The 25,106-nt window shown below is 65.6% G+C and carries 29 protein-coding genes; 11 read left to right on the top strand and 18 right to left on the bottom strand.

From position 1 onward, the window contains the following. Positions 1-23: 23 nt before the first annotated feature. From JOF44_RS03835 to JOF44_RS03810, 6 genes are all read right to left on the bottom strand, one after another. Positions 24-845, bottom strand: a complete 822-nt coding sequence (locus JOF44_RS03835) for a DUF2637 domain-containing protein (protein ID WP_209887579.1) — start codon at positions 843-845, stop codon at positions 24-26. Positions 846-901: 56 nt separating this feature from the next. Beyond that, a complete protein-coding gene (locus tag JOF44_RS03830; RefSeq protein WP_209887576.1) occupies positions 902-1,846 on the bottom strand; it encodes a bifunctional DNA primase/polymerase in 945 nt (314 codons plus the stop codon). Then, positions 1,843-2,961 (bottom strand): ArdC-like ssDNA-binding domain-containing protein, encoded by a 1,119-nt coding sequence (locus JOF44_RS03825; protein WP_209887573.1) that lies wholly within the window; start codon positions 2,959-2,961, stop codon positions 1,843-1,845. Before JOF44_RS03825 ends, JOF44_RS03830 begins: the two co-directional genes overlap by 4 nt. Positions 2,962-3,213: 252 nt before the next feature. Continuing rightward, positions 3,214-4,137, bottom strand: a complete 924-nt coding sequence (locus JOF44_RS03820) for a helix-turn-helix domain-containing protein (protein ID WP_209887570.1) — start codon at positions 4,135-4,137, stop codon at positions 3,214-3,216. A 204-nt stretch (positions 4,138-4,341) separates the two neighbouring features. Next, positions 4,342-4,662 (bottom strand): PhzF family phenazine biosynthesis protein, encoded by a 321-nt coding sequence (locus JOF44_RS03815; protein WP_245348840.1) that lies wholly within the window; start codon positions 4,660-4,662, stop codon positions 4,342-4,344. Between the two features lie 436 nt (positions 4,663-5,098). Then, on the bottom strand, positions 5,099-5,680 hold the full coding sequence (locus JOF44_RS03810) for a TetR-like C-terminal domain-containing protein (RefSeq protein WP_209887567.1): 582 nt from the start codon (positions 5,678-5,680) through the stop codon (positions 5,099-5,101). 86 nt (positions 5,681-5,766) lie between these two features. Here JOF44_RS03810 and JOF44_RS03805 point away from each other — a divergent pair, with 86 nt between their 5' ends. The 3 genes from JOF44_RS03805 to JOF44_RS03795 are packed head-to-tail and all read left to right on the top strand — an operon-like array spanning position 5,767 to position 8,101. Further along, the gene (locus JOF44_RS03805) at positions 5,767-6,705 is read left to right on the top strand and encodes an AvrD family protein (protein WP_209887564.1); all 939 of its coding nucleotides are present in this window, start codon (positions 5,767-5,769) and stop codon (positions 6,703-6,705) included. Further along, the gene (locus tag JOF44_RS03800) at positions 6,702-7,304 is read left to right on the top strand and encodes a hypothetical protein (RefSeq protein ID WP_209887561.1); all 603 of its coding nucleotides are present in this window, start codon (positions 6,702-6,704) and stop codon (positions 7,302-7,304) included. Before JOF44_RS03805 ends, JOF44_RS03800 begins: the two co-directional genes overlap by 4 nt. Further along, positions 7,301-8,101 (top strand): SDR family NAD(P)-dependent oxidoreductase, encoded by an 801-nt coding sequence (locus tag JOF44_RS03795; RefSeq protein ID WP_209887558.1) that lies wholly within the window; start codon positions 7,301-7,303, stop codon positions 8,099-8,101. The genes JOF44_RS03800 and JOF44_RS03795 overlap by 4 nt, the downstream gene beginning before the upstream one ends. A 4-nt stretch (positions 8,102-8,105) precedes the next feature. Here the strand turns inward: JOF44_RS03795 and JOF44_RS03790 are convergent, their stop codons facing one another. Then, positions 8,106-9,872 carry an ABC transporter ATP-binding protein gene (locus tag JOF44_RS03790; RefSeq protein ID WP_209887555.1) on the bottom strand — a complete coding sequence of 589 codons (1,767 nt, stop codon included), beginning with the start codon at positions 9,870-9,872 and terminating at the stop codon, positions 8,106-8,108. A 342-nt stretch (positions 9,873-10,214) separates the two neighbouring features. On the opposite strand from JOF44_RS03790, the gene JOF44_RS03785 reads away from it, so the two are divergent. The 4 genes from JOF44_RS03785 (at position 10,215) to JOF44_RS03770 (ending at position 12,907) form a co-directional block, all read left to right on the top strand. Next, entirely contained in the window at positions 10,215-10,337 is a 123-nt protein-coding gene (locus JOF44_RS03785) for a lasso RiPP family leader peptide-containing protein (protein WP_209887552.1), read from the top strand. Positions 10,338-10,444: 107 nt separating this feature from the next. Continuing rightward, positions 10,445-12,232 (top strand): asparagine synthase-related protein, encoded by a 1,788-nt coding sequence (locus JOF44_RS03780; RefSeq protein ID WP_209887549.1) that lies wholly within the window; start codon positions 10,445-10,447, stop codon positions 12,230-12,232. A 10-nt stretch (positions 12,233-12,242) separates the two neighbouring features. Then, positions 12,243-12,512, top strand: coding sequence for a PqqD family protein (locus tag JOF44_RS21225; protein ID WP_377785227.1), 270 nt, complete (start codon positions 12,243-12,245; stop codon positions 12,510-12,512). Beyond that, entirely contained in the window at positions 12,509-12,907 is a 399-nt protein-coding gene (locus JOF44_RS03770; protein ID WP_209887543.1) for a lasso peptide biosynthesis B2 protein, read from the top strand. Before JOF44_RS21225 ends, JOF44_RS03770 begins: the two co-directional genes overlap by 4 nt. On the opposite strand, the gene JOF44_RS03765 is transcribed toward JOF44_RS03770, so the two are convergent. Continuing rightward, entirely contained in the window at positions 12,908-13,597 is a 690-nt protein-coding gene (locus JOF44_RS03765; protein ID WP_342591658.1) for a response regulator, read from the bottom strand. Further along, a complete protein-coding gene (locus JOF44_RS03760) occupies positions 13,594-14,370 on the bottom strand; it encodes a sensor histidine kinase (RefSeq protein WP_209887540.1) in 777 nt (258 codons plus the stop codon). Before JOF44_RS03760 ends, JOF44_RS03765 begins: the two co-directional genes overlap by 4 nt. Before the next feature lie 187 nt (positions 14,371-14,557). Here JOF44_RS03760 and JOF44_RS03755 point away from each other — a divergent pair, with 187 nt between their 5' ends. From JOF44_RS03755 to JOF44_RS03745, 3 genes are read left to right on the top strand one after another with little or no spacing between them, the layout of a single operon-like run. Then, a complete protein-coding gene (locus JOF44_RS03755; protein ID WP_209887537.1) occupies positions 14,558-15,262 on the top strand; it encodes an ABC transporter ATP-binding protein in 705 nt (234 codons plus the stop codon). Further along, entirely contained in the window at positions 15,262-15,993 is a 732-nt protein-coding gene (locus tag JOF44_RS03750; RefSeq protein ID WP_209887534.1) for an ABC transporter permease, read from the top strand. The genes JOF44_RS03755 and JOF44_RS03750 overlap by 1 nt, the downstream gene beginning before the upstream one ends. A gap of 1 nt (position 15,994) precedes the next feature. Beyond that, positions 15,995-16,798, top strand: a complete 804-nt coding sequence (locus JOF44_RS03745) for a hypothetical protein (RefSeq protein ID WP_209887530.1) — start codon at positions 15,995-15,997, stop codon at positions 16,796-16,798. A 259-nt stretch (positions 16,799-17,057) separates the two neighbouring features. On the opposite strand, the gene JOF44_RS03740 is transcribed toward JOF44_RS03745, so the two are convergent. Genes JOF44_RS03740 through JOF44_RS03725 form a run of 4 tightly spaced genes read right to left on the bottom strand, consistent with a single transcriptional unit; the run spans position 17,058 to position 20,077 of the window. Then, the gene (locus tag JOF44_RS03740; RefSeq protein WP_209887527.1) at positions 17,058-17,873 is read right to left on the bottom strand and encodes an inositol monophosphatase family protein; all 816 of its coding nucleotides are present in this window, start codon (positions 17,871-17,873) and stop codon (positions 17,058-17,060) included. Positions 17,874-17,886: 13 nt separating this feature from the next. Further along, complete coding sequence (locus JOF44_RS03735) at positions 17,887-18,483, bottom strand: uracil phosphoribosyltransferase (RefSeq protein ID WP_209887524.1); 597 nt, start codon at positions 18,481-18,483, stop codon at positions 17,887-17,889. Then, positions 18,480-19,769: a 4Fe-4S cluster-binding domain-containing protein gene (locus JOF44_RS03730; protein WP_209887521.1), complete on the bottom strand. Its 1,290-nt coding sequence runs from the start codon at positions 19,767-19,769 to the stop codon at positions 18,480-18,482. Before JOF44_RS03730 ends, JOF44_RS03735 begins: the two co-directional genes overlap by 4 nt. Continuing rightward, positions 19,766-20,077 (bottom strand): SemiSWEET family sugar transporter, encoded by a 312-nt coding sequence (locus tag JOF44_RS03725; protein ID WP_342591657.1) that lies wholly within the window; start codon positions 20,075-20,077, stop codon positions 19,766-19,768. The genes JOF44_RS03730 and JOF44_RS03725 overlap by 4 nt, the downstream gene beginning before the upstream one ends. 1,166 nt (positions 20,078-21,243) lie before the next feature. Between JOF44_RS03725 and JOF44_RS03720 the strand changes: the two genes are divergently transcribed. Continuing rightward, entirely contained in the window at positions 21,244-21,432 is a 189-nt protein-coding gene (locus tag JOF44_RS03720) for a hypothetical protein (protein ID WP_209887519.1), read from the top strand. Here JOF44_RS03720 and JOF44_RS03715 read toward each other — a convergent pair. From JOF44_RS03715 to JOF44_RS03695, 5 genes are all read right to left on the bottom strand, one after another. Continuing rightward, positions 21,420-22,268 (bottom strand): helix-turn-helix transcriptional regulator, encoded by an 849-nt coding sequence (locus JOF44_RS03715; protein WP_209887516.1) that lies wholly within the window; start codon positions 22,266-22,268, stop codon positions 21,420-21,422. The two genes, JOF44_RS03720 and JOF44_RS03715, sit on opposite strands and share 13 nt — an antisense overlap. An 81-nt stretch (positions 22,269-22,349) precedes the next feature. Continuing rightward, positions 22,350-22,613 carry a hypothetical protein gene (locus tag JOF44_RS03710; protein WP_015780272.1) on the bottom strand — a complete coding sequence of 88 codons (264 nt, stop codon included), beginning with the start codon at positions 22,611-22,613 and terminating at the stop codon, positions 22,350-22,352. 27 nt (positions 22,614-22,640) lie between these two features. Further along, entirely contained in the window at positions 22,641-23,387 is a 747-nt protein-coding gene (locus JOF44_RS03705) for an ABC transporter permease (RefSeq protein WP_015780271.1), read from the bottom strand. A gap of 4 nt (positions 23,388-23,391) precedes the next feature. Beyond that, complete coding sequence (locus JOF44_RS03700; protein ID WP_015780270.1) at positions 23,392-24,144, bottom strand: ABC transporter permease; 753 nt, start codon at positions 24,142-24,144, stop codon at positions 23,392-23,394. Continuing rightward, positions 24,141-25,040, bottom strand: a complete 900-nt coding sequence (locus JOF44_RS03695) for an ABC transporter ATP-binding protein (RefSeq protein ID WP_015780269.1) — start codon at positions 25,038-25,040, stop codon at positions 24,141-24,143. The genes JOF44_RS03700 and JOF44_RS03695 overlap by 4 nt, the downstream gene beginning before the upstream one ends. Between the last annotated feature and the right edge of the window lie 66 nt (positions 25,041-25,106).

The following is a 25,106-nucleotide window of genomic DNA, read 5'->3' as shown; positions in this document are numbered from 1 at the left end:
CTGCTGGTGGTCGTGATCGGGATTCATGCGTCCTTCGCCTCCTCGGCATCGACGTGTTCGGTGGTATCGGGGAGGTGCGCGCTGGTGAACCACCGGCCCACCGTGGACGGGTGCACGCCCAATTCCCGGGCGATCTTCTTGTTCGACCACCCCTGCCCGCGCAGCGCCGCCGCCCGCGCACGCCGGTCGGCGGAATCCGCCGCGGCATCGACGTGCGGGTCAGCGCGCCGGTCCGCTGATGCCTGCCTCGTGTCGGGAGCTGTGACGGGGTCGTTCTCCTGCGGGGTCGGCGCCGACAGCGCGGTGGCTTCCACGCCATCTGGTGGTGTCACCGCCGATACCGGCTCCCACGATGCGTCCGGGGCGGGCTCCTCGATCACTGCGGCCTCGATCGCAGACGCGCACTCCGTCGCGGACACCGTCTCGTCAAAGGCCCTGGAGGGGTCGGTGGATGCGGGGACCTCGGCGGCGAGTTGCGTTCGGGTGAGGATGACGGTCAGGTGGGTGATCGCCAGCAGCACCACTGGCGGCACCGCCGCCACCGCAGCCGCCAGCACCCCGGGGACGTCCGCGTCGGCAGCAACCACGGCGTGGATCGCGTTGGCGGTCACCGACACGGCCGCGCCGCCGATCAGCAGCGCCCACGGATACCACGCCGACCGCAGGCCGGCCAGGGCGACGACCGCGACGGTGGCCACGACGATGATGCCGTCGACGATCAGCGGCCACGCCCACGCCTGCGAGCCGCCGACCCCGGAGCGGGCGGCCAAGCCCGCCAACGCCGTGAACGACAGCCAGAACGCGCCGCCGGCAATGAACACCGTCCCGGCCACCGCCGTGATCACCGCCCACCGTCGACTCGACGGGCTGGAACGTCGACTTGCCGGGCTGGTCGGGACGGTCATGGCAGCCCACGCACCGGAGTGGGCGGACGCACGGTCGCCTCGAGAGCAAACCACCCGTCCGCGGCCCGCGACGACCCCTGCACTGATGACGAAGGGCCTGCTGGGGGCAGGATGGTGCGGTAGGCCGAGCGGACGGTCGCGGTGATTTCCCGCTCGCCCAACCCCGATTGCGAGGCAGCGGCCGCGAGCACATCGAGCGCCTCGGGGGCCGGGGCACCGTTCTCGGCCAGTCGGCAGGCGGCCCAGAACAGGCCCCGGTTCCGTTCCCCTTCGCCGCGGGCAGCGACCCACGTCGCCAGCCGCGACACATCCAAGGACCGCTGCACGTCGTTGCCCGTCCTGGGCGGCGGCGTCGGGCGCGGGTCGAGGAACTCCCGCAACCGGTCCGAATCCAGCGTCGCTGAGGAGCCGCTATTGATCTGCCGCACCCGGTAGCCGACAGCTGCACCGCTGATGGACACCATCGAAGGTGGGACGAGGATGTAGCCGCCGTCGCCACGGAAGTCCACACCGGCGCGCGCGGCCTGCCACGAGCGCTGCGTCTGGGCCGGTGTCGCCGGGTAGTAGGCGTGCATCCCGCCCGACGGCGTGGACACCAGGAACGCCCACCCCGACACGAGGCCGGCACGGTGGGCGCGCTCAAACGCCTCGTACCCGTCGGTGGGGGCGTGAACATCGACATCCACCCCCACCATCCCGGAGGTGGCGCCGGTGGGGACAGCGAGGTTCGCATCCGGGTGCGTCCGCCACCAGGCCTCCACCTGGCCAGGATCGGTGGTGGCGTCGTGGAACCCGTGCTCGGTGAGCGGGCGCTTCCGGCCCGGCACGCACGGGAACACCGGCACGCCTGCGGTGGCGAGTTCGCGTGCTGCGTCGGAGACCGTCCATGGCCCGGTCATCTGCCTCAGCACATCCGCGAGCGCGTCCGTAGCGGCCATCACAGATCCCGTCCCTGCATCACGGCCGCGCTGGCCGCGGCCCGGGGACCCGTTTCGGGCAGGGGCTGGACCTGCCTGCCCGACGCTGCACGTTCGGGTGCGGAGCGCTCATGGGATGGCTGGTTGCGGTGCGGTGTCTCACGGTCGAGACCCGGTGGAGTGCCGTCACCGACCTGGGCGGTGTCGAGCTGATCGAGGATCGTCAGGGCGGTCTTGCGGACCCGCTCGCCGGTGGCCTTGACGATCTCGACCGGTTCCTTGCCGTCCACCCGCGCAGCCCAGGTCGACACGTAAGGGATCGTGTACCCGGTCGTGTCCATCCGATGGGCGGCGCCGATCATCAGCGCGACTGATTCGGCCTCCACCTCCCCGATGCCGCGATGCTGGCGGGCATCCTCCTGGTCAGGGCCGTGCAGCAGGACGTGCCCAAGTTCGTGGGCGAGCGTCTTCACCTGAGCGGCAGGGTCCATATTCTCCCGGACCGCGACCGTCTTCGCGGTGTAGTCCGTCACGCCGTTGGCGCCGTGGATCATCCCCTCATGCGGTACCCGCAGCACGGCGAACCCGCGCTCCTCAACCAGCTTGGCCAGACCATCCCACAACCCCACCGGTGCTTCGCCTTCCAGTAGCTTCGGTGCCGGCGGCTCCGGGATCGGCTCACCGGCAGTCTGGGAGGCGTCCCACACGTAGGCCGGCTTGGCGGTGATCATCTTCGACCGGACCACCTCACCGGGGCGGGGTTTCTCGCCCTTGCCGAGCCGCCGCCACGACTCCGGGTCAGACGGTGTCGCGGTGGCGAATCGGCCGGTGACCGGGGCGAGGATCATGAACCCCGACTGACCCTTCTCCACCTGCCGGCCCAGGGTCTGCCACTGGCGATACCCGGCCACATACGACGGCACCGGCTCCGGCACCCGACCCGCCTCGTAAGCCGCAGCATGCTGTGCCCAGATGAGCAGGGTGTTGGAGAACGATCTCGCCCTGAACCGTGCGGCGAACGCGAGCGCCCGGCCCCAGTCGTCGCCGGAGACGAGCTGTTCGACCGCACCGGTCAGGCGTTCATGCAGCTCGTCGAGCTTCGCCTCCCGCGCCTGGCGGGTTTCCTCCCTCGTCACCATCGTCCGGCCTCCTCCCTGGAGGCCAGCCATCAGGGGCGATGGCTGGCCTTGCACCCGTGAGGTGCGCCAGGGCATCCGGCGAGTCGAGACGGTCAGCGAACGGATGGAGCGGTAGGTTGGCCATCAGGAACAGTCGAGCGCACCTGACGTAGACCAACAGTTATAAGCCGGAACACAGGGCGTCGAGGTCGAGAAACCGGAATGATCACGCGAACGCTCGCAAACTCAGTGCATTCCGAATCTTTCCACCGCCTACGCGCGGCCGCGGCTGCGCTTTCGGTACCGCAACGGGGTCGTGCCAACATGTTGGCGAAATAGCCGGGCCGCGTGCCCGCGGCTGCGCCACCCGACGCGGCGCATGGCCTCTTCCACGGGCAGGTCGCCCTCGCGCAGAAGCTCGGCCAGTCGTTTGGCGCGCAGCATCGCCACGTACCCCAGCGGTGAGAGACCGTAGGCGTCAGCGAACACACGCCCGAACTGCGATGTGGACAGGTGCACCGTGTCGGCCATCTCCCGCAGCGTCCACGACCGTTCCGGGTTCAACTGGAGGAGGTCAGCGACCTGCCGCACCTCTTCCCGCAACGGAGCGAATCGCCGATCTCGAGGCAGCGCCGGGCGCGTGCGTACCCGCTGCGACGGTGTCAGACGCACCGGGGAGACGTGCACGAACGGCACAAACACGTCTGCGACGGAGAACCAGAGAGCCTGCATCCGGTGGAACCGCTCCCGGAACAGCCCCGAGACACTCAACGCCACCAGCTCGTCGAGCCAGGGCATCAACATCCCCGTGCGATCCTTGCCAAGGTGCAGGATCTGCGCTGGCTCCGAGTACACCGCCTCGGCCAGTCCTTCGGCGTCGAGGCGGTCGGCGAGAACGGCGGCGTGCTGCCAGAAGAACTGGTCCACCACGTAGTCGGTGTCGAGGTACAGGGTGGTGACGGTGATGTATCCCTCCGGCTCCGAGCCGCACAGCACGTTCGCGCCGAGCAGCACCACGTCGCCGGGAGAGACCGGTCGTTCCCCGAATTCGCTGAGCAAGATCGCACTGCCGTCACGGATGACGATGAGCTTCACGCAGTCGTACGCGATAGGTGCGACAGGACGATGGATAGTCCGCGTCCGAGCGAGGAGCACCTCGTATGCTGACCACGGTCGCCCGCCATTCCCTATTGGCATCTGCGTCGACCCTCCTGCTTCGCTCGCCAATTGAGCGTAGTCTTGGTCGGCTCTGACCTACTCCATGTACTCCTCAGACGGGGTTTGGCATCGTATAGCTGGGACATGAACTGGGATCACTCGCAGTGCTCCGATTGCCGGTTTCCATGTCTCACCGCAGCTTGACCGCGCGGAGGGCAACCAAGGTAAGAAGCACGGCCACGGCTACGATCTCGAGCGCCGTTCCCAAGATTGGTAGTGCGTCTGCAACTCGGCACTTGCATCACGACGCCGGGCTTCACGGGAACGCCTCCCGCGTCCAGCCAGGCCCACCGGTCCCCAGGGTCGGGTGGCCGGCGAACGGCCGCTCGGTGCGCCCGGCTCTGTCGGGGGCAGCACGAAGGTGCACTCGGACAGGTTCGACCCGACCGAGAACCTCCGCATCGCCTCCCTATCGAACCCTTCTTCGTCAAGGACCACCGCGATGGGATTGCCGGTGCAGGGGACCGCGTCGAACACATCGACCTCGCGAAACCTGCGTTTCATGTCTCAAATCTTCCCCTTGCTCGTCCACGGCATCGTCTGTGATCGGGGTCGTCGGAAAGACGCTGAGACCGGCGATGACACTGATGACCGCTCCTGCAGCCCGGGCGTGTGCTCCAGGCGGAGGGCCGGGTCGCCGTAGACTGAATGCACCTCCAAAATCACGACCCGGTACGCACCGAGCAGTTCTCCGAACCGCGACTTCGCGACCGGTGGGTGCCGATGAGCTGTTGGAGCGACGTCCATGTCGGCCCAGTAATAGACCTCGGCGTGCAGGCCGGTGTGTTTTCGTTATGCCAGGCCTCCTCTCCGAGGAATCTGGGTATCTTGCGCGCGCTGGGCGACCTCGTCGTTGATGCGTTGGAAGTCGCCGTTGAGGGCGCTGACCTCGAAGATGAACGTCGAGCTGCATCGGGGGCTTGATCGTCACAGTTGCGACTCAAAGCATCTCGCGCAACACGGTGGTGACCGTCTGCCGAGCGAGCCGGTCATCAAGCGGCAACCCCGTTGGCAACAGCACCCGTGCGAGCAGTGGGCCGAACAACAAGTCGCAGATGTACTCCGAATCCACCTCGACATTCGTCAGCTCGCCACGGTCTAGTGCACGGACTAGTACGTCACGGACGTTGTTGCGACGCGGTCGGATCATCCGGTCCAGGTAGATCTCTCGCACTTCCGGAACGACTCGGATGTCCTCGAAGAGGCCTGGAAGGTTCTTCTGAACCAATGGGCTGGTCATCATCGCGACGTCACCGCGCTGCAGCTCGAGCAGATCTGACTCAAGCCTGCCAGTGTCGACCGCTTCCTGGCCGCCGAAGCGGTAGAGCAGGACTTCGAGAGCGAGGACCGACACGTTCTTGTAGCGCCGATAGAACGTCTGGCGAGTGGTGCCCACTTCGCTGACGATCCCGTCTACAGTGAGCTTGGAGAAGCCGTCGGACTCCATCCGGCGTTCGGCTGCCCGTACGAGCGCGCGCGAGATGGATGCGTCCCTGGGGCGTCCCTCGACCTTGTGACTCATTTACGACACTATACCGGTTGGTAGGACGCCGCGTCTGTTGCCACGAAGGTGTAGTCGGCCAGAGTTACAAACGGTAGTGTAACCATATGCACAGCGACGCCGATACGCAGCCGAGAGACCTAGAGGAGCTCCTCGGCCCGGCCGACGAACGATTCTTCGGTGCCGGGTACCGCGGGGTCGCTCACGAGTTGCTCGGCGTGCCCCAGGAAGACGACGAAGGTCGCATTTCGCAGGCTGCTCGGATCCGTTATCCCAGGGACTGGTCAGTCGACCCCGGTGGAGCCAGCCGGCAGCCCCACCTCAGCACGATCGACGCAGTCGTCCTCCCTCTGATGGCACTCTCGAGCGCAGATCCGACGACGACAGGAGCTCGGATCGCACAGATCGAGCTGAGGGCCGGAGCCGAACCGTGGACCGACCTCTCCGATGTCCCCGTTCGCTTCGAGCGCGACGCTGGGCTCCTCAACTGCGACGGGGTCGGGCACAGCCTCGTGCATGCGACCACCGGCAACATCCGCTCGAAGATCTCGATTCTTCGAGGCTCTGTGCCGGATGCCGGCCGGTCGCACATCGTCACCGCTGGTGACGTGTACAGCGGCCTCTACCAGAAGACAGCCGCACGCTCGACCCTGGTGGACTACAGCCCTGAGGAAGGCCGGATAGCTGCGGAGCACACCTTCACATCGAGATCCATAGAGCCAGCCGGGGCCGTCGGTGTCGAAGGCGCGTTCTGGCCGGCGCTGACGGTCGTCGACTACCTCGTGACCATGGGGCAACTCGCTCAGGCCCTCATCCAGCTGCGCCACGGCAACGGTCGCACCGGGCTCCTGTGGATGAGGAAAGTGACGATCCGGGTCGCAAGCACCCCAGAGCCACTCCCAACCGACATGAAGAGCGTGATGACCATCAGCCGCGACCACGGCATCGAACTGCGCGGCATGCGCTTCAGGAACATCACGGTCCAGGCGCGCACCTCGACGAACGTCGGCGTCACAGCCCACCTCGCGAAGGAGGAACCGGTATGACCGGGCCCACCGGTAACGAGGCCTGCCGACAACTCCTCGACATTGCCGCAACCGTCCTGGAAGCCAGGCCCTTCGAGACCGTCACCCTCGATGACATCCGCAGAGCGGCCGACGACGACAGCCAACCTGCTGTCGACCTCTCCGAATGCTCGATGCACATGCTGGGTTCGGAGATTCTGACCCACGAGGGCAACAGCATGCGAGACGCCCAGGTCAGAGCCGCCCGTGATTCCCAGACCCCGCTGGAACGGCTGCGCCTGGCATTCCGGTACGTCGGAGAGAACCTCGAGCGAGACGTCTGTGTAAGAGCCGGAGTCCGCATCGCCGGCGAGTCCCACCACTGCTTCCCTGAGCGGAACATCAACCCCTTCAGAACATGGCAGCGGTTCGCCTCCAACGCGCTGCATGAAGCAGACACCGCTGGCGAGGTCCGCCAGGGAGTTTCAATCGAGGACACAGCCTGGATCCTCACCGCTGCAGGTCTCGGGACGAAGGACCTGCTCGCGTTTACTGGCGAATGGCACCGGGCACCGGATCTCCTCGAGCGAGCTGCAGTGCAATTGACATCGTCGATCCGATGGGAAGGCGGCCACCCATGACGGTAGAGCCAAAAGCGCTCGTCGCCGTCACGGGGGCCAGCGGTGGCATCGGCCAGTCCATCTGCATCGCGCTTGCCCGCGAAGGCTACGACGTGGTCGGTCAGTATCGTTCCCACCCCTCGGACGCCGAGGTCACACGCAAGGCCGTCGAGGCCGAGGGCCGCCGGTGCTCGGTGATCGCCGCTGACCTCGAAGAGCCTGCCGGACTGCGGTCCGTCTGCGACGCCGTCGACCAGTACCTTGCGACCCACGGCGACGCGGTGCTGCACGGCCTCGTCAACAACGCAGCCCTGCTGCTGGGACCGGGCTTCGAGTCTGCCGGCGAAGAGGACTTCGACCGGTACATGGCGGTCAACGTTCGCGCACCGTTCATCCTGTCGCAACAACTCTCGCGCCGGATGCGCCAGGGAGGCAGCATCGTCAACATCTCCTCTGCCGGCACCGCGTTCTCGAGCCCCGGCGACATCGTCTATGCAATGAGCAAGTCCGCCCTCGAAGCACTGACGTTCCATGCCGCCGAAGCGCTCGGTGCACGGAAGATCAGGATCAACACCGTGGTCCCCGGCTTCACCGACAACGGTCATCCATTGTTCTCCAACCCGGACGCGCGAGACCACATGTCGAGCTACGCGGCACTCGGAGACGTCGCCGATCCTGCCGTGGTGGCGGACGCGGTGATATTTCTGCTGTCGCGCCGATCCACCCGGACCACGGGCTCGATCCTCGACGTCAGCGGCGGCAGCCGCCTCGGATATCGGGGCGCATCGACCAAGCTGTCCCTGCGTGGGCTTTCCTGACCTCTCACGTCACCAGCAGCTGGCTCCGAGCCAGCTCCCGGTAGAGCGGGCTGGTCTCCACGAGCTCGGCATGGACGCCCGAGGCGACAACGGAACCTCCGTCGATGACCAGGATCCTGTCGGCGTCCATCACCGTGGCCAGCCTGTGGGCAACCGTGACCGACGTGCACTCGGACGAGAGCTGGCGGATTGCTCCGCGCACGACGGTCTCGGTCCTGGCATCGAGATTGGCAGTCGTCTCGTCCAGGAGCAGGAGTCGCGGCTGGGCAAGAAGGGCTCTGCCGATGGCCAGGCGCTGCCTCTCTCCACCCGACAGCGTCACCCCGTGCTCACCGACCAGGGTGTCCAGGCCGTCCCGATGAGCTTCGACGAGCTCGCGAAGCTCGAGGGCGTCGAGAACATCCCAGCATGCGTCGTCTGAGGCATCGGGGGAGATGAGCTTCAGGTTGTCCCGAATCGTCCCAGGGAGAACGGGCGCATCCTGCTCGACGTAGGCCACGCGCTCTCGGGCACGTTCCGGCGACAACTGAGAGATGTCGCGGCCATCGAGGACCACGCTGCCCGAGGATGGCTCGTAGAACCGCACGAGAAGGCTGAGAATTGTCGACTTGCCAGCGCCGGATGGTCCAACGAGGGCAAGACTCTGTCCGGGCAGGGCTTCGAACGAGACTGCATGCAGTGCGCCTGCAGTGTGTGACTTGCCCGGCGCGTTGTAGTTGAAATCGACATTGTCGAAACGGACGCTGATCGGCCCCCGAGCGGCACCTTGGCCTGCGCGATCCGAATCGCCCGGTGACTCACCTGGTATCGCCTGGATCTCCCTGATCCGGTCCAGAGCCCCCAAAGCCGTTCCCAGCGTGCCGATCGCCGAGAATATCTGACCGAGAGGAGCCACGAGCAGGAACACATACATCAGGAACGACACCATGTCGGCGACGGACAGATCCCCACTGGCGACCCTGTACCCACCGACCCCGATCACGGCCAGCACAGCTACCTGGAGAGCCAGCATCGACATCGGCTCCAGGGCAGAGGTGATCCGAGCCACCCGGATGCCGGCATCGCGCGCCTCACGGGCCGTGCCGATGACGACTTCCTCCTCGCGCCGGGTCATATTGCCTGCACGGATGGTCCGAATTCCCGTAACGGCCCGATCGACAGCCGCGGTCATCCGACCGACAGTCGCTTGGAGCGAGGTGCTCGCCCGACGTACAGCGATAGCCATCACTATCGTGATCAGCACGAAAGCCAAGGAGATTCCGACGGTGACAGCGAATAGAACCAAGTCGAGCAGGGCCAGCGCCACAATGGCCCCGACCATCGTCGCGACGCCGCCGACGCCAGCGAGAATTCCTTGAGACAGGGCGAAACGCACGGCGGTGGTATCACTGGAGACTCGCGAAACAAGATCTCCGGTTCGGCGCTGATCGAACTCGTGCATCGGCAAACGCAGCAACGCACGGATGAGCCTGCGCCGGGCATTGAACACCACGTTCTCTCCGAGGCGGTGGAGCAGATACTGCTGCAATGCCCCCAATAGACCGGCGGCCAGCAGCAGCCCGCACGCCAAGAAGGCGTACGTCGATGCCGTCTCGCCGAGGCCATCAGATCCGGCATCGGCGACGATCCGGTTGACGATAAGCGGCAGGCCCAGCGATGCCGCGGCCCCCAGCAGGCTCACGATCACGGCCGCGGTGAGGTTCCCCCGCGTCCCGCGAAGCAGCTGCACCGCATCCTTGAGGACTGTCCCCTGTCGTCGCTCGTCTGCCATGGCTCCTCTTCGATCCATCGAGCGAGCTTCAACACGCGCCCATTCGGTAGTCAGCGTACCGGCAGGCCACTGACAGCGCGCGGACCGGGACGGCGATTCACGCAGCTGGAGCGGTAAATCGCAGGTCACGCGACAATCTTGGCGGCCCATCGGCGCAATGGGCACCGCCGGATGCTCCGGCGACGACCGTCGAACTTAGACTACACGACGTCTCGTAAGTATGTTAGATTCGGCACAGGTTGCCGGTACGACGTCGTGCGAGGTCTGCGACCTCGCCGACGCCTTGGGTGCATCGATGCCTCCTGGCTCGCCGGCATGACTCCTGAGAGGAGGTGAACTGATATGGCTACTCCGATTTATGTCGCTCCGGCGCTCGAGAAGATCGGCGGCTTCCGCGAGGAGACGAACGGCTACCCCTGGTGGGACCACCGTGATCTCTTCGGCGGCCGTACGTTCATCGGCTGACCGCCATGAACCACTGGTGCGGGTAGGAGGTCACTTCTACCCGCACCTTCCCAATCCTGCCCCTGTCGATAACGGATGAAAGGCACGCCATCGACATGAGTTTCGCCATGGTTCCCGACATCCGGATCAGCGACGCCCTGACGCAGCAATTGAGCAGTCTCGGACTCAAGCCGGCGGTCTTCCATACCTCGGGTCGGCCCTGGATCTTCGATTCCGACACTCATGCGTGGTCGCAGAGGCAGATCTCCTCGAATGCCATCATCGCGTCACCTCGACCCACGGAGGAGATCCTCCAGTCCGCTCGCGTATCCGGGAACGGTTTCTCGAGCCTGGACGCTCTCGCTCGAGAGATCGGCGCGACCTCCTTCTTCCTGGCCAGTACTCCTGCGGGAGTTCGTGCCCAGGGCACCTTGAGCACTCAACACCAGTTCTTCTGGGCCATGGTCGGCGGGGTCCCCCTGGCCTCCAATACGCTCACGATCCTGCACAGCCTGATCGGGCCCGAGATCGACCAAGTCTCTCTTGCGCTCTCCCTGATGAACTCTCGACCGATTCAATCCTTCGCTCCCCGCACTCCGTGGAAGTCGATCGCGGCCGCAGAAATCGGCAGCTGGTTGCACTTCGACGGCTCCGCTCCTCCGCGGTCGGTGCGGTGGTGGCGTGAGCCCGCACAGGACCTAGATGCCTCCAGCGGCCCCGCCGCGGTACGGCTCGCTCTGCAGCAGACAATCAGTGATTCGACCGACGGCCAGAGCATGATCAGCGCGGACCTGTCAGGCGGGCTCGACTCCACGAGCCTGTGCTTCCTACTCGACACCCTCGACAAGGAGCTTCGGACATTCCGGACGTCCTCCCTCAACGATGCAAACGATGAGAGCCGGCGCGCCCGGCACGTGGCAGAAGTCTTCGGCCTGAGCCTTCACGAGTTCCCGCCGCTGGCCGAGACGAGTTCAGCGTTCACGCTAGAGCATGACGAGGACCCCGCCTCGGTCCTCCAAGGTCCGCTCGTGTGGGCTGGTTCCCATGGTTACCTGCGCGCGCTGGTCCCAGAAGTGGCAGCCCAGGGCTCGGCGACGCACTTCACCGGGCTCGGCGGTGACGAGCTCTTCGACATGATCCCCGGGATCTTCCGACGCCTGCGGCGCGAGGGTCGGCGCGTCGCTCTGAGCGCCGCATGGCGGCTTCATGCACAGAGCAAATCCGATCCCAGGAGCATGTTCGCAGCTGTCTTCGACCAGGAGGCCTACCAGGACTATCTGACTCGTGCACTCGACTGCCTTCATGGCACCGGCGTCTGGAAAGCCAGAGACGCCTACAACTGGTTTCCGCCAGTGAGCTTCCCGGCTTGGATGAGCGAGCAGGGGCGGGAGCTCATCCTGGAGGCCTTCGCCGAAGTGATCGACCGCGGACTCGAGCCGCTCGGCACGGATCCTCTCGGCCAGCAGGTCATCGAGTCCATTTCCTTCCAGGGTGGGATCCTGCGACAGTTTGACGAGATCTTCCCCGACATCCACTGGCAGGCCCCCTTCACCGATCAGCGCGTCGTCGAAGCCACTCTGCGATCACCGGCGAGCATGCGAATGGACGATCGCCTGGATAAGTCGCTGCTGGCTGCAGCGGTCTCCGACATCGCTCCGGCAGGCTTCTTCACGAAGCGCGGGCGAGGTGACTTCACGACCGACGTCTACGATGAGCACCGACGTCAGCGTGCCGAGCTGGTCCGCGAGTTCCAGGACAGTCGTCTCGTCGATTCCGGGCTGGTAGAACCGGACATGGTGAAGAGCGCCCTGTACGAACCAAGTAGCTCTGACGTCGGCCTATTCGACGTCGAGAGCATCGTTGTCGCCGAGCGCTGGTTGCGCAGTGCCGAATCGCTCGGATCGCTTGCTCATTGAGGAGGGCAATATGAATATACAACTTAAGCGCGGTGTGGTGCTCCGCGAGGCTGACGGGCAATCGGTACTCACCGGGGCAGGCCGCCGAGCGGCGTACTACAGGCTCAACGAGGTGGGGACGATCTGCCTCAAGCTGCTTCTCGAGGGCTCGACCCGTGAGGCGGCTTCGCACACTGTCGCTGAACGATACGGCGTCGGGGCGGATCAGGTCCGCGCCGACATCGATGCCCTGATCGACAATCTACGATCTGCAGACCTCGTCAAGGTGCCCCGGGGATGACCTCGGGTCACACGGTACATCGGCACCGCGTCCGCGCCTGGACTGCGATCTGCCTGGCCAGGGTGATGATCCAGCTTTCACCTGATCGCCTCCAGTCGGTTCTGGAGTCCATCTGCAGGTCTGCACCACGTGCAGCGACAATCGAAGAAGCACTCTATGCCCGGGACCTCGTTTGCGCACTCAGTCGTCGCTGTGCCGGCCAGGGCTGTCTGCAGAGGTCCGTCGCCGTCGTGCTGTTCTGTCGCTCACGTGGATCTGCCCCGAACTGGCGCACCGGGTTCTCAATGAATCCCTTTCTCGCCCACGCCTGGGTCGAGGTAGATGACGCGCCGGTGGGGGAGCTCGCCGTGGTCGACGACTACACGGTCGTGCACCGCGCCGATGTCCGCCTCTGACTAGCCACCGGCGTGCGCGTCGACGAGTCCGTGCGAGTACGCGGCGATGACGAGCTGCGCTCGGTCGCGGGCGTGGAGTTTGGACCGCAGGGCCCCGATATGGGCCTTGACGGTGTGCATGGTGACGGTCAGCTCGCTGGCAATTTCCGTGTTCGACAGCCCCCGGGCGATCAGGACCAACACCTCCTCTTCCCGATCCGTCAGCCCCGCCGGCCGGCTCTTCGCCGTCCTGGCCCTGGGCCGCTCGACGAAGTTGTCGATGAGGCGACGCATGATCTGCGGGGCGAAGAGGGACTCTCCGGTGTGGACTCGCCGGATCGCGTCGGTCAGCTGGCCGGGGAAGGCGTCCTTGAGCAGGAACGCGCTGGCACCCGCGGCGAGAGCGCCGTAGACGTACTCGTCCATCTCGAACATGGTCAGCACGATCACACGGGTGCTGCTCAGCTCGGGGCTGGCGGTGATGTGCCTGGTCGCGTCGATCCCGTTGAGCTCGGGCATCCGGATGTCCATGAGCACGATGTCCGGGCGCAGCTCGCGCGTCCTTGCCACGCCCTCTGCTCCATTGCCGGCATCGCCGACGACGCGCAGGCCCGGCTCGTGGTCGATCGCGATGCCGAGGCTGCGCCGCAGCAGCGGCTCGTCGTCGACGAGCAGCACGCGGATCTCTTCTTCCTCCTCCGCCGCGCTCACGAGGCTCGTCCTCTCGGCAGCTCGGCGACGAGCCTGAACCCGTCCTCGGCCGGGGCGGCGGTCAGCATGCCGTCGTGGACGGCTACTCGCTCCCGCAAGCCGGCCAGTCCGTGTCCTGTGCCCGGGTGCGGCCGCCAGCCCGGTGAGGGTCCGTCGTCGGCGACATCGACCCTGACACGGTCGTCCTGCGCGCTGACTGCTACACGGGCCCTCGTGCGACCGGCGTGGCGGACCGTGTTCGACAGGGCCTCGCGCACCACCGCGCAGATGGTCACCTGCAGCTCGGGGGAGAGGTCCTCGAGCTCCGTGCTCTCGATCGCTGCATCGACGTCGACTCCCGCCTGCCGGGCCGTCTCGACGATGCCCGCGAGGTCTGGGATGCCCTCGAGCGGGCGCATCGGCGCATCCGAGTCGGAGGTCCGCAGGACGTTGAGCATGCTCCGCAGCTGATCGGTTGCTTGCCGGCCGATGCGCTCGATGTCGTCGAAGGCCACCAGCCGCTCCTGCTCATCGGCGAACTTCGCCGTCGACGCCCGGACGGTCATCACGCCGAGTCCGTGTGAGGCGAGGTCGTGGAGCTCGCGGGCGATCTTGAACCGTTCATCCATCACCGCGCGTTCGCGTGCCCAGGCCTCCAACCGTTCCTCGTAGTGGATCCGCTGCTGCCGGGTCCGCCACCATGCCCAGGCGAGGACGCCGGCCACCAGCACGCCGAAGACGGTGATCGCCCACCAGGTGCCCAGGGTCAGGGGATAGAGGAGCAGGAGCAGCATGAGCAGCGCGAGCAGAATGAACGCCGCAGGCCACGCCCACGACGTCCAACTCGGTCGTTGCTCATTCTCCATGCTCCCAGCCTAGGCAACAGCTGCAACAAAGTCCTCAGACCCAGGTCTAAGACGCCGAGGAGAGACTGCACCGCGGGCTAATGCGCCGGGGCAAGCAGAGTGCTGACATGGAGCCATGCTCACATTCAACGAACTATCGAAGCGCCGCGGCGCTCAGGACATTCTCACGGACATCTCTTTCCAGGCGAAGCCGGGACGTGTGACGGGGTTCCTGGGTCCCAACGGCGCAGGCAAGTCCTCGACCCTGCGGATCCTGCTCGGCCTCGACAGTGCGACGTCGGGCACCGCCCTGGTTGACGGCCGGGACTTCCGGACCCTGCGCGACCCGCTGCGCAAGGTGGGGGCGGTGCTCGACGGCTCCGGCGCGCACCGATCACGCACCGGTCGTGCCCATCTGCGGTGGGTCGCCCGTGCTGCGGGGATCGGCAATCAGCGGGTCGAGGAGCTCCTCGAGACAGTGGGAATCAGCGAGGCCGCCGGCAAGCGGGTGAGCACCTACTCCCTGGGCATGGGGCGCAGGCTGGGCCTGGCCGCTGCGTTGCTGGCGGACCCCGAGGCGCTCGTCCTCGACGAGCCGGTCAACGGCCTCGATCCCGAGGGCATCCGCTGGATCCGCCTGTTCCTGCGCGACCAGGCGAAGCAGGGCCGGACGGTGCTGCTGTCCTCGCACCTGATGGGCGAGCTGTCCGAGACCGTCGACGACGTCGTCATCATCCGCAAGGGTCGGATCGTCGCGAACGGGACACTGGAGGAGATTACCGGGGGGCACCCGAACCTCGAGTCGGCGTTCTTCGCTCTCACTGACGAGGTGAGCCGCTGATGAGGACCCTGCGTTCGGAACTGTCGAAGCTCGCGAGCCTCCCGTTCGTCTGGATCGCCTTCGCGGCCGGCTTCATCGTGCCTGTGGGCATCTCCGTCCTGACCAGCCTGACCTCGACGCCGGGGGAGAACACCGGCTTCTCGGAGCTGGCCATCGGAGTCGTCGGTGCCATCGTCCTGGGTGTGGCCGCCATCGGCAGCGAGTACACCACCGAGGGGGAGGAGTCGGCCAGCGGACGCCAGATCACCACGACCCTGACGGCGACCACCTCACGCACCCGGCTCCTGATCGCCAAGATCGTCGCCGTCGTGATCGCCACCGCATTCATGGCCGTGCTCGCCATCGCCGCCGTCTTCGCGACGGTCAGTCTGCTCGTCGAGGACGGTGCCGCGCCGCCGCTCGACGCCGACACGCTCGGTCGGATGGGCGGGGCCCTCGTGTACTGGGTGCTGATGGCGCTGCTGGGCTTCGGCCTGACCGTGCTCACCCGCAACGGCATCATCCCGATGGCGGTCCTCGTCGCGAACTCCTCGGCCGTGACTGTGACCTACCTGCTGGCCCAGTCCATCCCCGCCGCGAACTACCTTCCGGATCTTGCCGGGATGCGGATGTTCACCACCGTCGAGACCGGCGTGCACATGGCACCGCTGACCGGCGGGTTCGTCATGGCCGCCTGGGTGGTCGCACTGCTCGTCACCGCCACCGCCGTCTTCTCCAGAAGGGACGTCTGACGTGAACAGCACAACAACCCCGCTGACCGGAGACGGTGTCGGCACACAGCGCCGCAGCGCGTTCAGCACCTATGCCGCAGCCACCCGCGCCGAGCTGTCGAAGCTGCGGTCGCTGACCGCGATCTGGTACACGCTCGCAGGGACGATCGCGCTGACCGTCCTGCTCTCGCTCCTGTTCGTCAGGGAAGCGGAGTTCACGACGGGACCAGCAGGCACCGCCGATGCCGTGAACGTCCTCGACTTCGGCGTCGTCGCCCTCGGCTGGTCACAAGTGGGCTTCTTCCTCCTCGGCGTCATCGCTGCCACCTCGGAGTACATTGGCGGCCAGATCCGCACCACCCTCATCGCCGTGCCCAATCGGATCATCCAGCGACTAGCGGCGAACACGGCCCTGTCGATCATGGTCTTCGCCGCAGCACTGCTGACGGTCGTGATCAGCATCGGCACCGTGCTCGTCGCCAGCGGCACGGTCATCGGCGATCTCGACGTCGCGCTGGTGGCACGGATCGTCTTCAGCGCGGCCGGCTACCTCACCTGCATGGCGCTTCTCTCCGCGGCCGTCGGACTCCTGATCCGCAAGACCATCCCGGCGGCGGCGATCCTGCTGGTCTACCTGCTGATCGTGAGCCCGCTGCTGCAGGGGCAGAACTGGTACTTCCTGCCCGACATGGCCTCCTACGCCCTCTGGTACGTCACGATCCCCGACGCAGCGCCCCCGGCCATCGTGTGCTGGCTCATCGTCGTCGCTTGGACGCTCGCGGCCGCCGTTCCCGCAACGCTGCGCTTCGCAAGACGCGATACATAGACGCCGCCTATCGTAGGGCTGCGCCTCGCGCGTGAGCCTACGAGAGGCAGAGAAGACCTACGATCGCGGCCAGGCGCACGCGTCCGGTTGCCAGAGGACGTCCAGCCTTCGGCGGTGGTGCCGATTCCGGCACCCGTCTCCTCGTGGAAGCTGCCGAGCTCACGACAGCCCGGCAGCCGCGGATCACGCCCATCCATTTTCGACGTCTACAGGTCCCTGGCCAGCAAAGCAGCTGTGCCCGGTCGATCTTGCCGCGTGGCTACGGAAGAGACGCCTTCGCCCGTGCATGGTTGGCCAGGCTCGCCAGGATGTTCCAGCACTGCGGTGTGGCGATAAGGAGCGGCGCAGTCCAACGACGTGCGGGGTCATAGGCATTGCCGTCGAGGTGCATTACTTGCAGTCCAGCTTCCTGACACAGCAGTACTCCGGCCGCATGGTCCCAGGGCTTGTCCCAGTCATAGATGGCTCCAGCCAGCTCGCCAGCAGCGATACGGGTGTAGTCCAGCGATACCGTCGTGCACGGAAAGACATGGACACCCGCCGCCATTATATGCTGGACTATCTGTCGCAATCCGTCTCTGATGTACTCTTCCGCAGTGATGCTGATTCCGATTGCTGTGCTATCACGCAACACGTGATACCCATTGAGTTGGCATCCGTCGGAGCGGCGTGTGCGCCACATCTGGGCTCTTGAGGGAGCATAGATCCATCCGGCTTCCAACGCGCCGTGGCTCCAGAGCGCTACAACCGTCGAATACGCGGTTGAGTGATTGACAAATTCCGCTGTGCCGTCAATGGGATCAATGATCCACGTGTGTCCGTCGAGTGCCCAGGCGTCTTCAGTTCCGCTTTCCTCGCCGACGACGCCTCCGGGTAGGACCTGTCGTAGCGCTGTAGCCAAACGTCGTTCAATTCGCAGATCGGTGTCGGTCACGACCTGAAGGGCGCTCTTCCATCGCACGGCGCTGACATCGAGACCATGCTTGATGAGCTCGATCTCCTCGTCAACGACCATGCGGATGATTCGCTCGACCGTGTCGAGGAGCTGATGGTCGAGCTCAGGGGTGGCATTCATGATGGCGATGCGGTCACGCTTCCGAGAACAAGTCGCCGGCATCAAGATGCCCCAGGTCGGGGAGGACAAGACCATCCTCGAGCTTCTCGTCCAGTGCCATCCCGATGACGGTCAGCCCATCGTCGGCGAGCTGGGTTGTCGCTTGTCGTGAGGAGCAGAGGGTAGCCACATAGTTGCTTTCTCGCTGGATTGGCTTCAGGCACTTACGGACTGCGGTGATGGTGGCCCCGGTGCCGATGACGCAGTCGACGAGGACGACGGCATGGTAATCGTGGCGAGGAATGGGAGTCGCATATTCGCAGGCGACGCCGTCGTCGGTGCGTCGCATCCCGAGAAAGCACACGTCGGCCTGGGTGAATCTTGCGGAGAACGCCGGGTACAGCAGGGCTCCGCCCCGCAGGATGAACACGCAGAGGATCGGTTGAGGATGCGCAGTGCCGCTGCGAACAATCTCGTAGGTGTGCTCTGCCAGGATCGTACCGAGCTGGCCAACGTGGGTTCTCATCGTCGAACGTCCGATGCCGGTTAGGCGTACCGTCTTCAGCGTGTCCTTGCCGTCGTAGATGCGCACGATCCGCGACGAGCGGGCATGGAAGGTAGGGATCTTCATCGCGAGACCTCCAGGGCCTCGCGGCAGTCAGCGAGCATGTCATCGGTCTCGAGGAGTTCCCGCAGAGGGTGCCCTGCACCGAGGTCTCCGAGGCCCGGTGTTCGCATGCGGTGTATGGCGATCAGTGTGACGGCGGCGAGGGTGCTCGGGTCGCCGAGCAGATCGTCGACCAGACTCGCAGTGTCGTTCTTCGCCATGGCCGCGGCTTGACGTTGGGGATCAAGCTCGGCGACGATGTCGGCCAGTGTCCAGATGCCCTCGTTGACCAACATGTGCGTGATCGGGTCCGCGAAGAAGTAGGCGACGGCGTCAGCAAACGATTGGTCCTGCAGCCGAAGGTACCGGTCAGGCGCGGTGCCAGTGAAGATCCAGAACCGCATGTCGGAGTTCAGGGTCACCGCGAGCCCGTCATCGGGGGTGTAGCTGCCTCGGATCGCGTCGTTGATCGCTGTGGCCAGTGAAAGCCGATGCTCGCTGGTCTCGAAGGGGGAATAGTAGTCCTCCATCGTCATCGAGGCCTTGCGCATGCGAGCTCGCTCCTCGGCTGGGAGGTCCTCTGCCGCGCCGCTCTCGCGGAAGACATTGAAGGTGATCGGGATCCGATCAGCGCCAACGACGATGGCCCGGTTCCAGCGGTCGAGCTCTTCGACCGTCCCGCCGAGCGTGGTGGCCAACTGTTGGTCGACAATGTCGAGGTCCGGTTGGATGCTGCGCAGCCCGAATCGGATCCCCGTACCGAGGCCTCGCCACGCGTTGACCGCGTTGGCGTAATGCTCGAGTTTGACCGGCCGCGGCGCGTTGATGTGGTAACTATCGATGCTCAGTCTCAGCAGCACGTCGGGCCGATGGGGGTTGCGCAACCGCGCCGCGTCGACCAGAGAAATGAGCTCCGCCGCGCGACGCTGGCTCTTCGCCCAGTACCCGGCTGTAACGATCTCGATGCGAGGGACATCGACCGATGACACGAGCTTCTCGATGACGCTGAAGCGCAAGAAGGGCTCGCCTCCACCGGAAATGTTCAGTTTCTGCGAACGAGAACTGTTGATGAACTCGACGACCCGCCGCGCGTCGAGGTCGGACAGCGACGACTGATCCGACTTCGCATCCATCGTCGAGGCGTACATGCAGTGCTGGCACGCCACCGGGCACAGTTCGCTGGGGTGAACGAAGAAGCTCGAACCGCTGTCCGGCAGCGGATCGACCGTGTGCTCGAAGCCTTCCAAGAGCGCTGCACGGGTCAGAGTGGCCTCGGCCAGAGCGCGACGAAGGGCGGTGCTTTCCATCATGATGACCTCCTGTGGTCAGGCATATCGTGCTGAGATGACGTGCGATCGCTTCGCAGACGGGTTGCGACAACGATCAGGCAGACTGCAGTGACTGCGGCCGCAGCGTTCGGAATCATGAGGAAGGCGTCTCCAGTGGTGTAGCCGTGAGCCACCCACAGCAAGAACCCGGGCAAAAGGAGCCAGAAGTAGCCCAGTGACACGTCCTCTGATGAACGCAGTCGAAGCATGCGCACGATCTGCAAGACGGGAGCGAGCGCCATCACCAGCCCCCACGCTGATGCGACTGACGAAATAGTCCAATCCGCCACTTCCGGCCTCCTACGCACGCATGACTAGAAACGTGCGCTCGGCCAGGACCCACGCTACGGAGATGCATAGGAGCGCTCGCGCAGGTGCGACCTACGCTACTCTCGCCGATCCTGAAAGACAACGCCAGCAGGTGAGGGGTCGGGCAGGGAGAGAATCGTGGGCGTGATCGCAGCAGATCACCCGCGTTCCTCTTCCAGAGGTGCAGGCGGCGACCGCGTCGGGTTCTATGTCATGAGATAGGTCGGGCTGTCCGCCATCGACGTCGGCCCCGTCGCGACCCTGGTCGGCACGGTGATCGCCGTCAAATGCCTTCGCAGTCCTCACCGGAGGTTCACCAGCCTCCTCCTAGCGCTCCGGCTCCGACCTGTACACACACAGAGCCGAGGTCCATAGTCTCGCCGATCCCGAGTCCTGGTCCTTAGCGGCGAGGTGCGACCAGGCCAAGCGTCCTTCATGAGTGCTCCGGCAGGTCGGAGAACCCGGCCGAGGAACCCCGAACCGGAGCCCTGCGTCGGCTGATCACCTGCCAGGTGCACGCCACCCCGCACCCCGACGACCCCCCAGTCACTGCCGAATCACCGTCGCCCAACCGGCACAAGACAGCTGGCGTCCGACAAGATCCGACGACCCTGCTCGGCTCCTCCCGGCTCCTGAGCCGCCACACGTCTTTCAAGCGAGGCTCGCCGCGTCAACCTACATTGACGGCCGGTTTCAAGCGCCGTCATCAGCGCACCTGATTGGCGTGAGCCCATCCGCAGAGGACGGGGCAGGGGCTGGCCCGTGAAGGTGCTGTCACTGGATCGCGCTGAGCGCTCCGCGATCGCGCACGAGTTTCGCCGCTAGCAGGACCGTCGAGTGCCTATCGATGGCGACCTGCGCTCCTGTGCGCTGCCGGAACCTGACGAGACCGACCTGCCTGGGATCACGCCGCAGGGCGAGGAGATGATCGACGGGCACTACGGCATCGCCGAGCCGTGCCGAACGCTCGCGGAGCAACTCAACGCTGGCGGAGCGCTGCGAGGAAGATTGGTTCTTCCGAGTCAGCGAGGAGACGCAACCCGAGGGGATTGCGGAGGGACGCACCTATCACCGAGGTCCAGGCATTGCGGGTGGACAGTTGCGGGAGCGGGTTGCGCATCTGAGCGAGCGGGTCTATGCCCTCGCGGTGCAACTGGAGGATCTGCAGCATCTCCTCGATGGACTGCGCAAGGCAACCGATCGCTGCTCGATGCTGGCGCGGCAGGTCGATCCGTACGCGATGAGCGACCCGACGAGTACCGAGACGCCGCGTGCATCGTCCGACGGCCTCGACTCGTCGCGACTTCGCCGCACGAGCGTCTGTCACATCCGGTGATCGGTGCTGATGGGGCGCATGGCGCGGTAGCGGCTCGGACTGATCCCGACATGCTCGATGAACGCTTCGGTCGCCCGCGAGCGGCTGGACCACCCGACCTGCCGCCCCGTGACGGCGACGGGCTGGTCAGTCTCGCGCAGTAGCCGGGCCATCTCCTGCACGCGCAGCATCGTAAGATACGCGATCGGCGTCTTGCCGTACGCGTCGGCGAACACCCGCGTGAGCTGCTGCGGGGAAAGCCGCACCGATTCGGCCAGCTCACGCAGCGTCCACGAATGCGCGATGTGCTCGTGGAGTGCTTCGCGCGCGAGCAGCGCTTCTCGGCGCAGCGGCGTGAACCGTCGAGTGCGCGGCGGCGCCGGGCGCGAGCGTGCTCGCTGCAACGGCGTCAACCGTACGGGGGAGATGCGGACATAGGGGGCGACCACGTCCATGATCGCGAACCAGAGCGCTTGCAGCCGATGGAATCGGCGCTGGAACTGCCCGTCGAGGCTGAGCGCGACCATCTCATCCAGCCACGCCATCATCATGCCCGTGCGGTCCTCACCGAGGCGCAGGATCTGCGCTGGATCGGAGTAGACCTTCTCCGCGAAGCCCCTTGCATCGAGCCGGTCGTGCAGGATGCCGACGTGCTGCCAGAACGCCTGGTCGATCACGTAGTCGGTATCGGCGTAGATCGTGGTGACGGTGATGTGCCCTTCGGGCTCGGAGCCGCACAAGGTACTCGGCGCCAGCACCACCACATCGCCCGGCCGGACCGCCTGCTGTCCGAACTCGCTGAACAGGATCGCGCTGCCATCCCTGACGACGATAACTTTGACGCAGTCATAAGCCACCGGACCGACTGGGCGATGCACGGTTTGGGTGCGAGCAAGTAGGACTTGATAGTCATGTAGCGCCCGCGGGTTCATCGCTACTCAGGAGTTCTCGCGGCGCAGTTCTTCGCGGGCCTCGTGGAGCCGGTACCACGATAGCGCGTGGGCTTCCTGGATTCTGGCGAGTGTTGCGAGAGAGGGCAGGCACTGTTCCGCGAGGCGCTGCTCGACGAGCGCGACGCCACCGAAGCTGAACTCTTCGATGACGGCCAGCGCGGCCCGCATCTTCCTGCTCGCCATCGGGTGAGCGGCGATCTCGGCGTCGAGCTGCGCGATTCGATCATCGAGATCGTTCCGATCAGTCACCAGTCTCACCTGCCCTCCCTGCGAGATTCAGCGGAGCTTGACGGTGCGGATCGTTGCGACGGTGAGTGCGACGATGACCAGCGCGAATCCGAGCGCCGTGCCGATGAGCGGTAGCGCGTCCTGGGCTGTGAGCCCGCCCGAGCCCGCAAGTGCAGTCGACCCGAGATTCAGGGCGCGTGTGTTGATGGCTTGCGGCCAGATGAAGCTCAGCGGTCGGAGTGCTTCGCTGGTGACGGTGGCGACGCCGACGACGCAGCCGAGCAGGCAGATGGCGACGGGTGCGGCGAACGACTTCAGCAGCATCGACAGCAGGGACTGGATTGCAATCAGCGGCAGGGCTGCGAGCACGGAGATCGCGCCGACGAGGGTGAACTGCCACGGAATGGCACCGTCCAGCCCGAGCACGAGCGTGCCCGAGATCAGGGTGCCTGCTACGAGGACGAGTTGCATGAACGCGACGGGGATCATGATGACCAAGACCTTGGCGATGACCAGCTTGACTGGCCGGCGGGTGGTGGTGAGGAGGAGGTTCCAGTTCGTGCCGCGGTGTTCCATCCGCCAGGCGGTGGACGCGATCAGGCCGATCCCGATTGAGAAGAACAGCAGTCCATAGAACAGGGTCACTTGAGACGTGAAGGATGCCCATCCGGCGTCGAGTGTGGCGGGGTTGTTGGCGAGGTTGATCGTCCCGGTGGTGACGGCCAGTAGCGGGAGGATGAGCGCGATGATCCAGGTGGCGGATCGCTTGAGTTTGAGGATTTCTGCGCGGAGCACGGGGTTACCTTTCGATCCGGTCGAGACGTCGCGTGGCGACGGCGAAGACGATTCCGACGAGGATGAGGAAGCCGGCGATCCACCCGAACGGCGGCGTGAGATACACCAGGCTGTCGCCTTGTTGTCCGATCGGGGAGATCATGGCGTAGTACCCCCAGGGGATGACGCGGGCCACGGCGGTCGAGGTGAGGAGCGTGAAGACGCCGAGGAACGCGCCGAGCATGCCGACGCCGACGGACACGAGTTGGTTCTCCACGATGGCGGCGAGCCAGATGTGCAGCGCGAGGAACACGACATCGATGAGGAACAGCAGCCCCGTGTACAGCACCCACGGCCCCGGATCGAGGGGCACGCGAATGCCGGCGAACAGGCCCATGCCGATCACGAGCAGGCTCTGCACGACGACGGCCGGCAGCAGGACCGTGCTGAGTGCGACGAGTTTCGCCCGGCACAGCACGCCCGGTGAGTATCCGGCGGTTGAGGCGAGGGTCCAGCCGACGCCGGAGTGTTCGATGTCGGTCTGTCGGCTGGCGAGCACGGCGGCGAGGATCGGGGAGGTCATCGCGGCCATGAGCGTGTAGGTCACCATCAGGCCCGCCCACGGCATCGCGTCCGGGTCGTTGAACGATTCCTGGGTGCTGCCCGCGAAGAGGGAGAAGCTGGACAGGCCCGCGACGGCGAGGACGAGGATCGCGGTGATGAGGAACGTGCGCAGGCGGCGCATCTTGCGGAACTCGAGCCGGATCGCGCGCCTCACAGCAGACCACCCCTGCCGGTGAGGTCCATGAACACATCTTCGAGGCTCTGCGCGACGCGATGCACCTCGTAGATCGGGACGCCCGCGACGGCGAGCTGGTAGACGACTTTCGCGGTCTCGTCCTTGTCGATCCCGCTCATCCTGATGCCCTCAGGAACCCGGGTTGCCGTGATGCCCTGTGCGAGGGCGGCCTGCGGGTCGGAAGTCTCGATGATCAGATCCGGCACGGATTGCTCGAAGAGCTGGTCGCGGCTGCCCTGGAAGATCATCGTCCCGCTGGAGAGGATGCCCAGGACGCTGGCCATCTTGTCGATCTCATCGAGCAGGTGGCTCGACACCATGACCGTGATCCCACGACCCGCGAGGTCCACGAGCAGCATGCGAATCTCCTCGATCCCGGCGGGGTCGAGGCCGTTGGTCGGTTCGTCGAGGATGAGCAGTGCGGGATCGCGGGCCAGTGCCATCGCGATGCCGAGGCGCTGCTTCATGCCGAGGGAATAGTTGCGGACCAGCTTGTGCTGCTGCTCAGTCAACCGGACAGTCGCCAGCGCGTGGTCGATCTGCGCGGTGGACAAGTCGAGCATGTCCTGGACGATGCGCATGTTCTCCCGGCCGGTGAGGTGCCCGTACCCGGGAGGAGCTTCTATCATCGACCCGATCGACGGCAGGAGCTTGGTGCGCGATGCGCGCGTGAGGGGCTCGCCGAGCACGTCGATGTCACCGCTGGTGGGCTGGGTGAGACCCAACAGCATCTTCATCGTGGTCGACTTGCCCGATCCGTTCGGCCCGAGGAACCCATACACGTGGCCCTGCGGGACGTCCAGATCGAGGGAATTGACAGCCGTGTGGGTCTTGAACTGCTTGGTCAATCCGCGGGTAGTGATGACGCTGGTCATGCATGCCTCGTTTCAGTCGGGTCGGTCACGCCACCTACGATTCCCGGACCGGCCGTGCGGCAGATC

Source organism: Brachybacterium fresconis (assembly GCF_017876515.1).
Taxonomy (GTDB): domain Bacteria; phylum Actinomycetota; class Actinomycetes; order Actinomycetales; family Dermabacteraceae; genus Brachybacterium; species Brachybacterium fresconis.
Note: the sequence above shows the minus strand (reverse complement) of the source record. Positions and strands in the feature narration are given on the sequence as shown.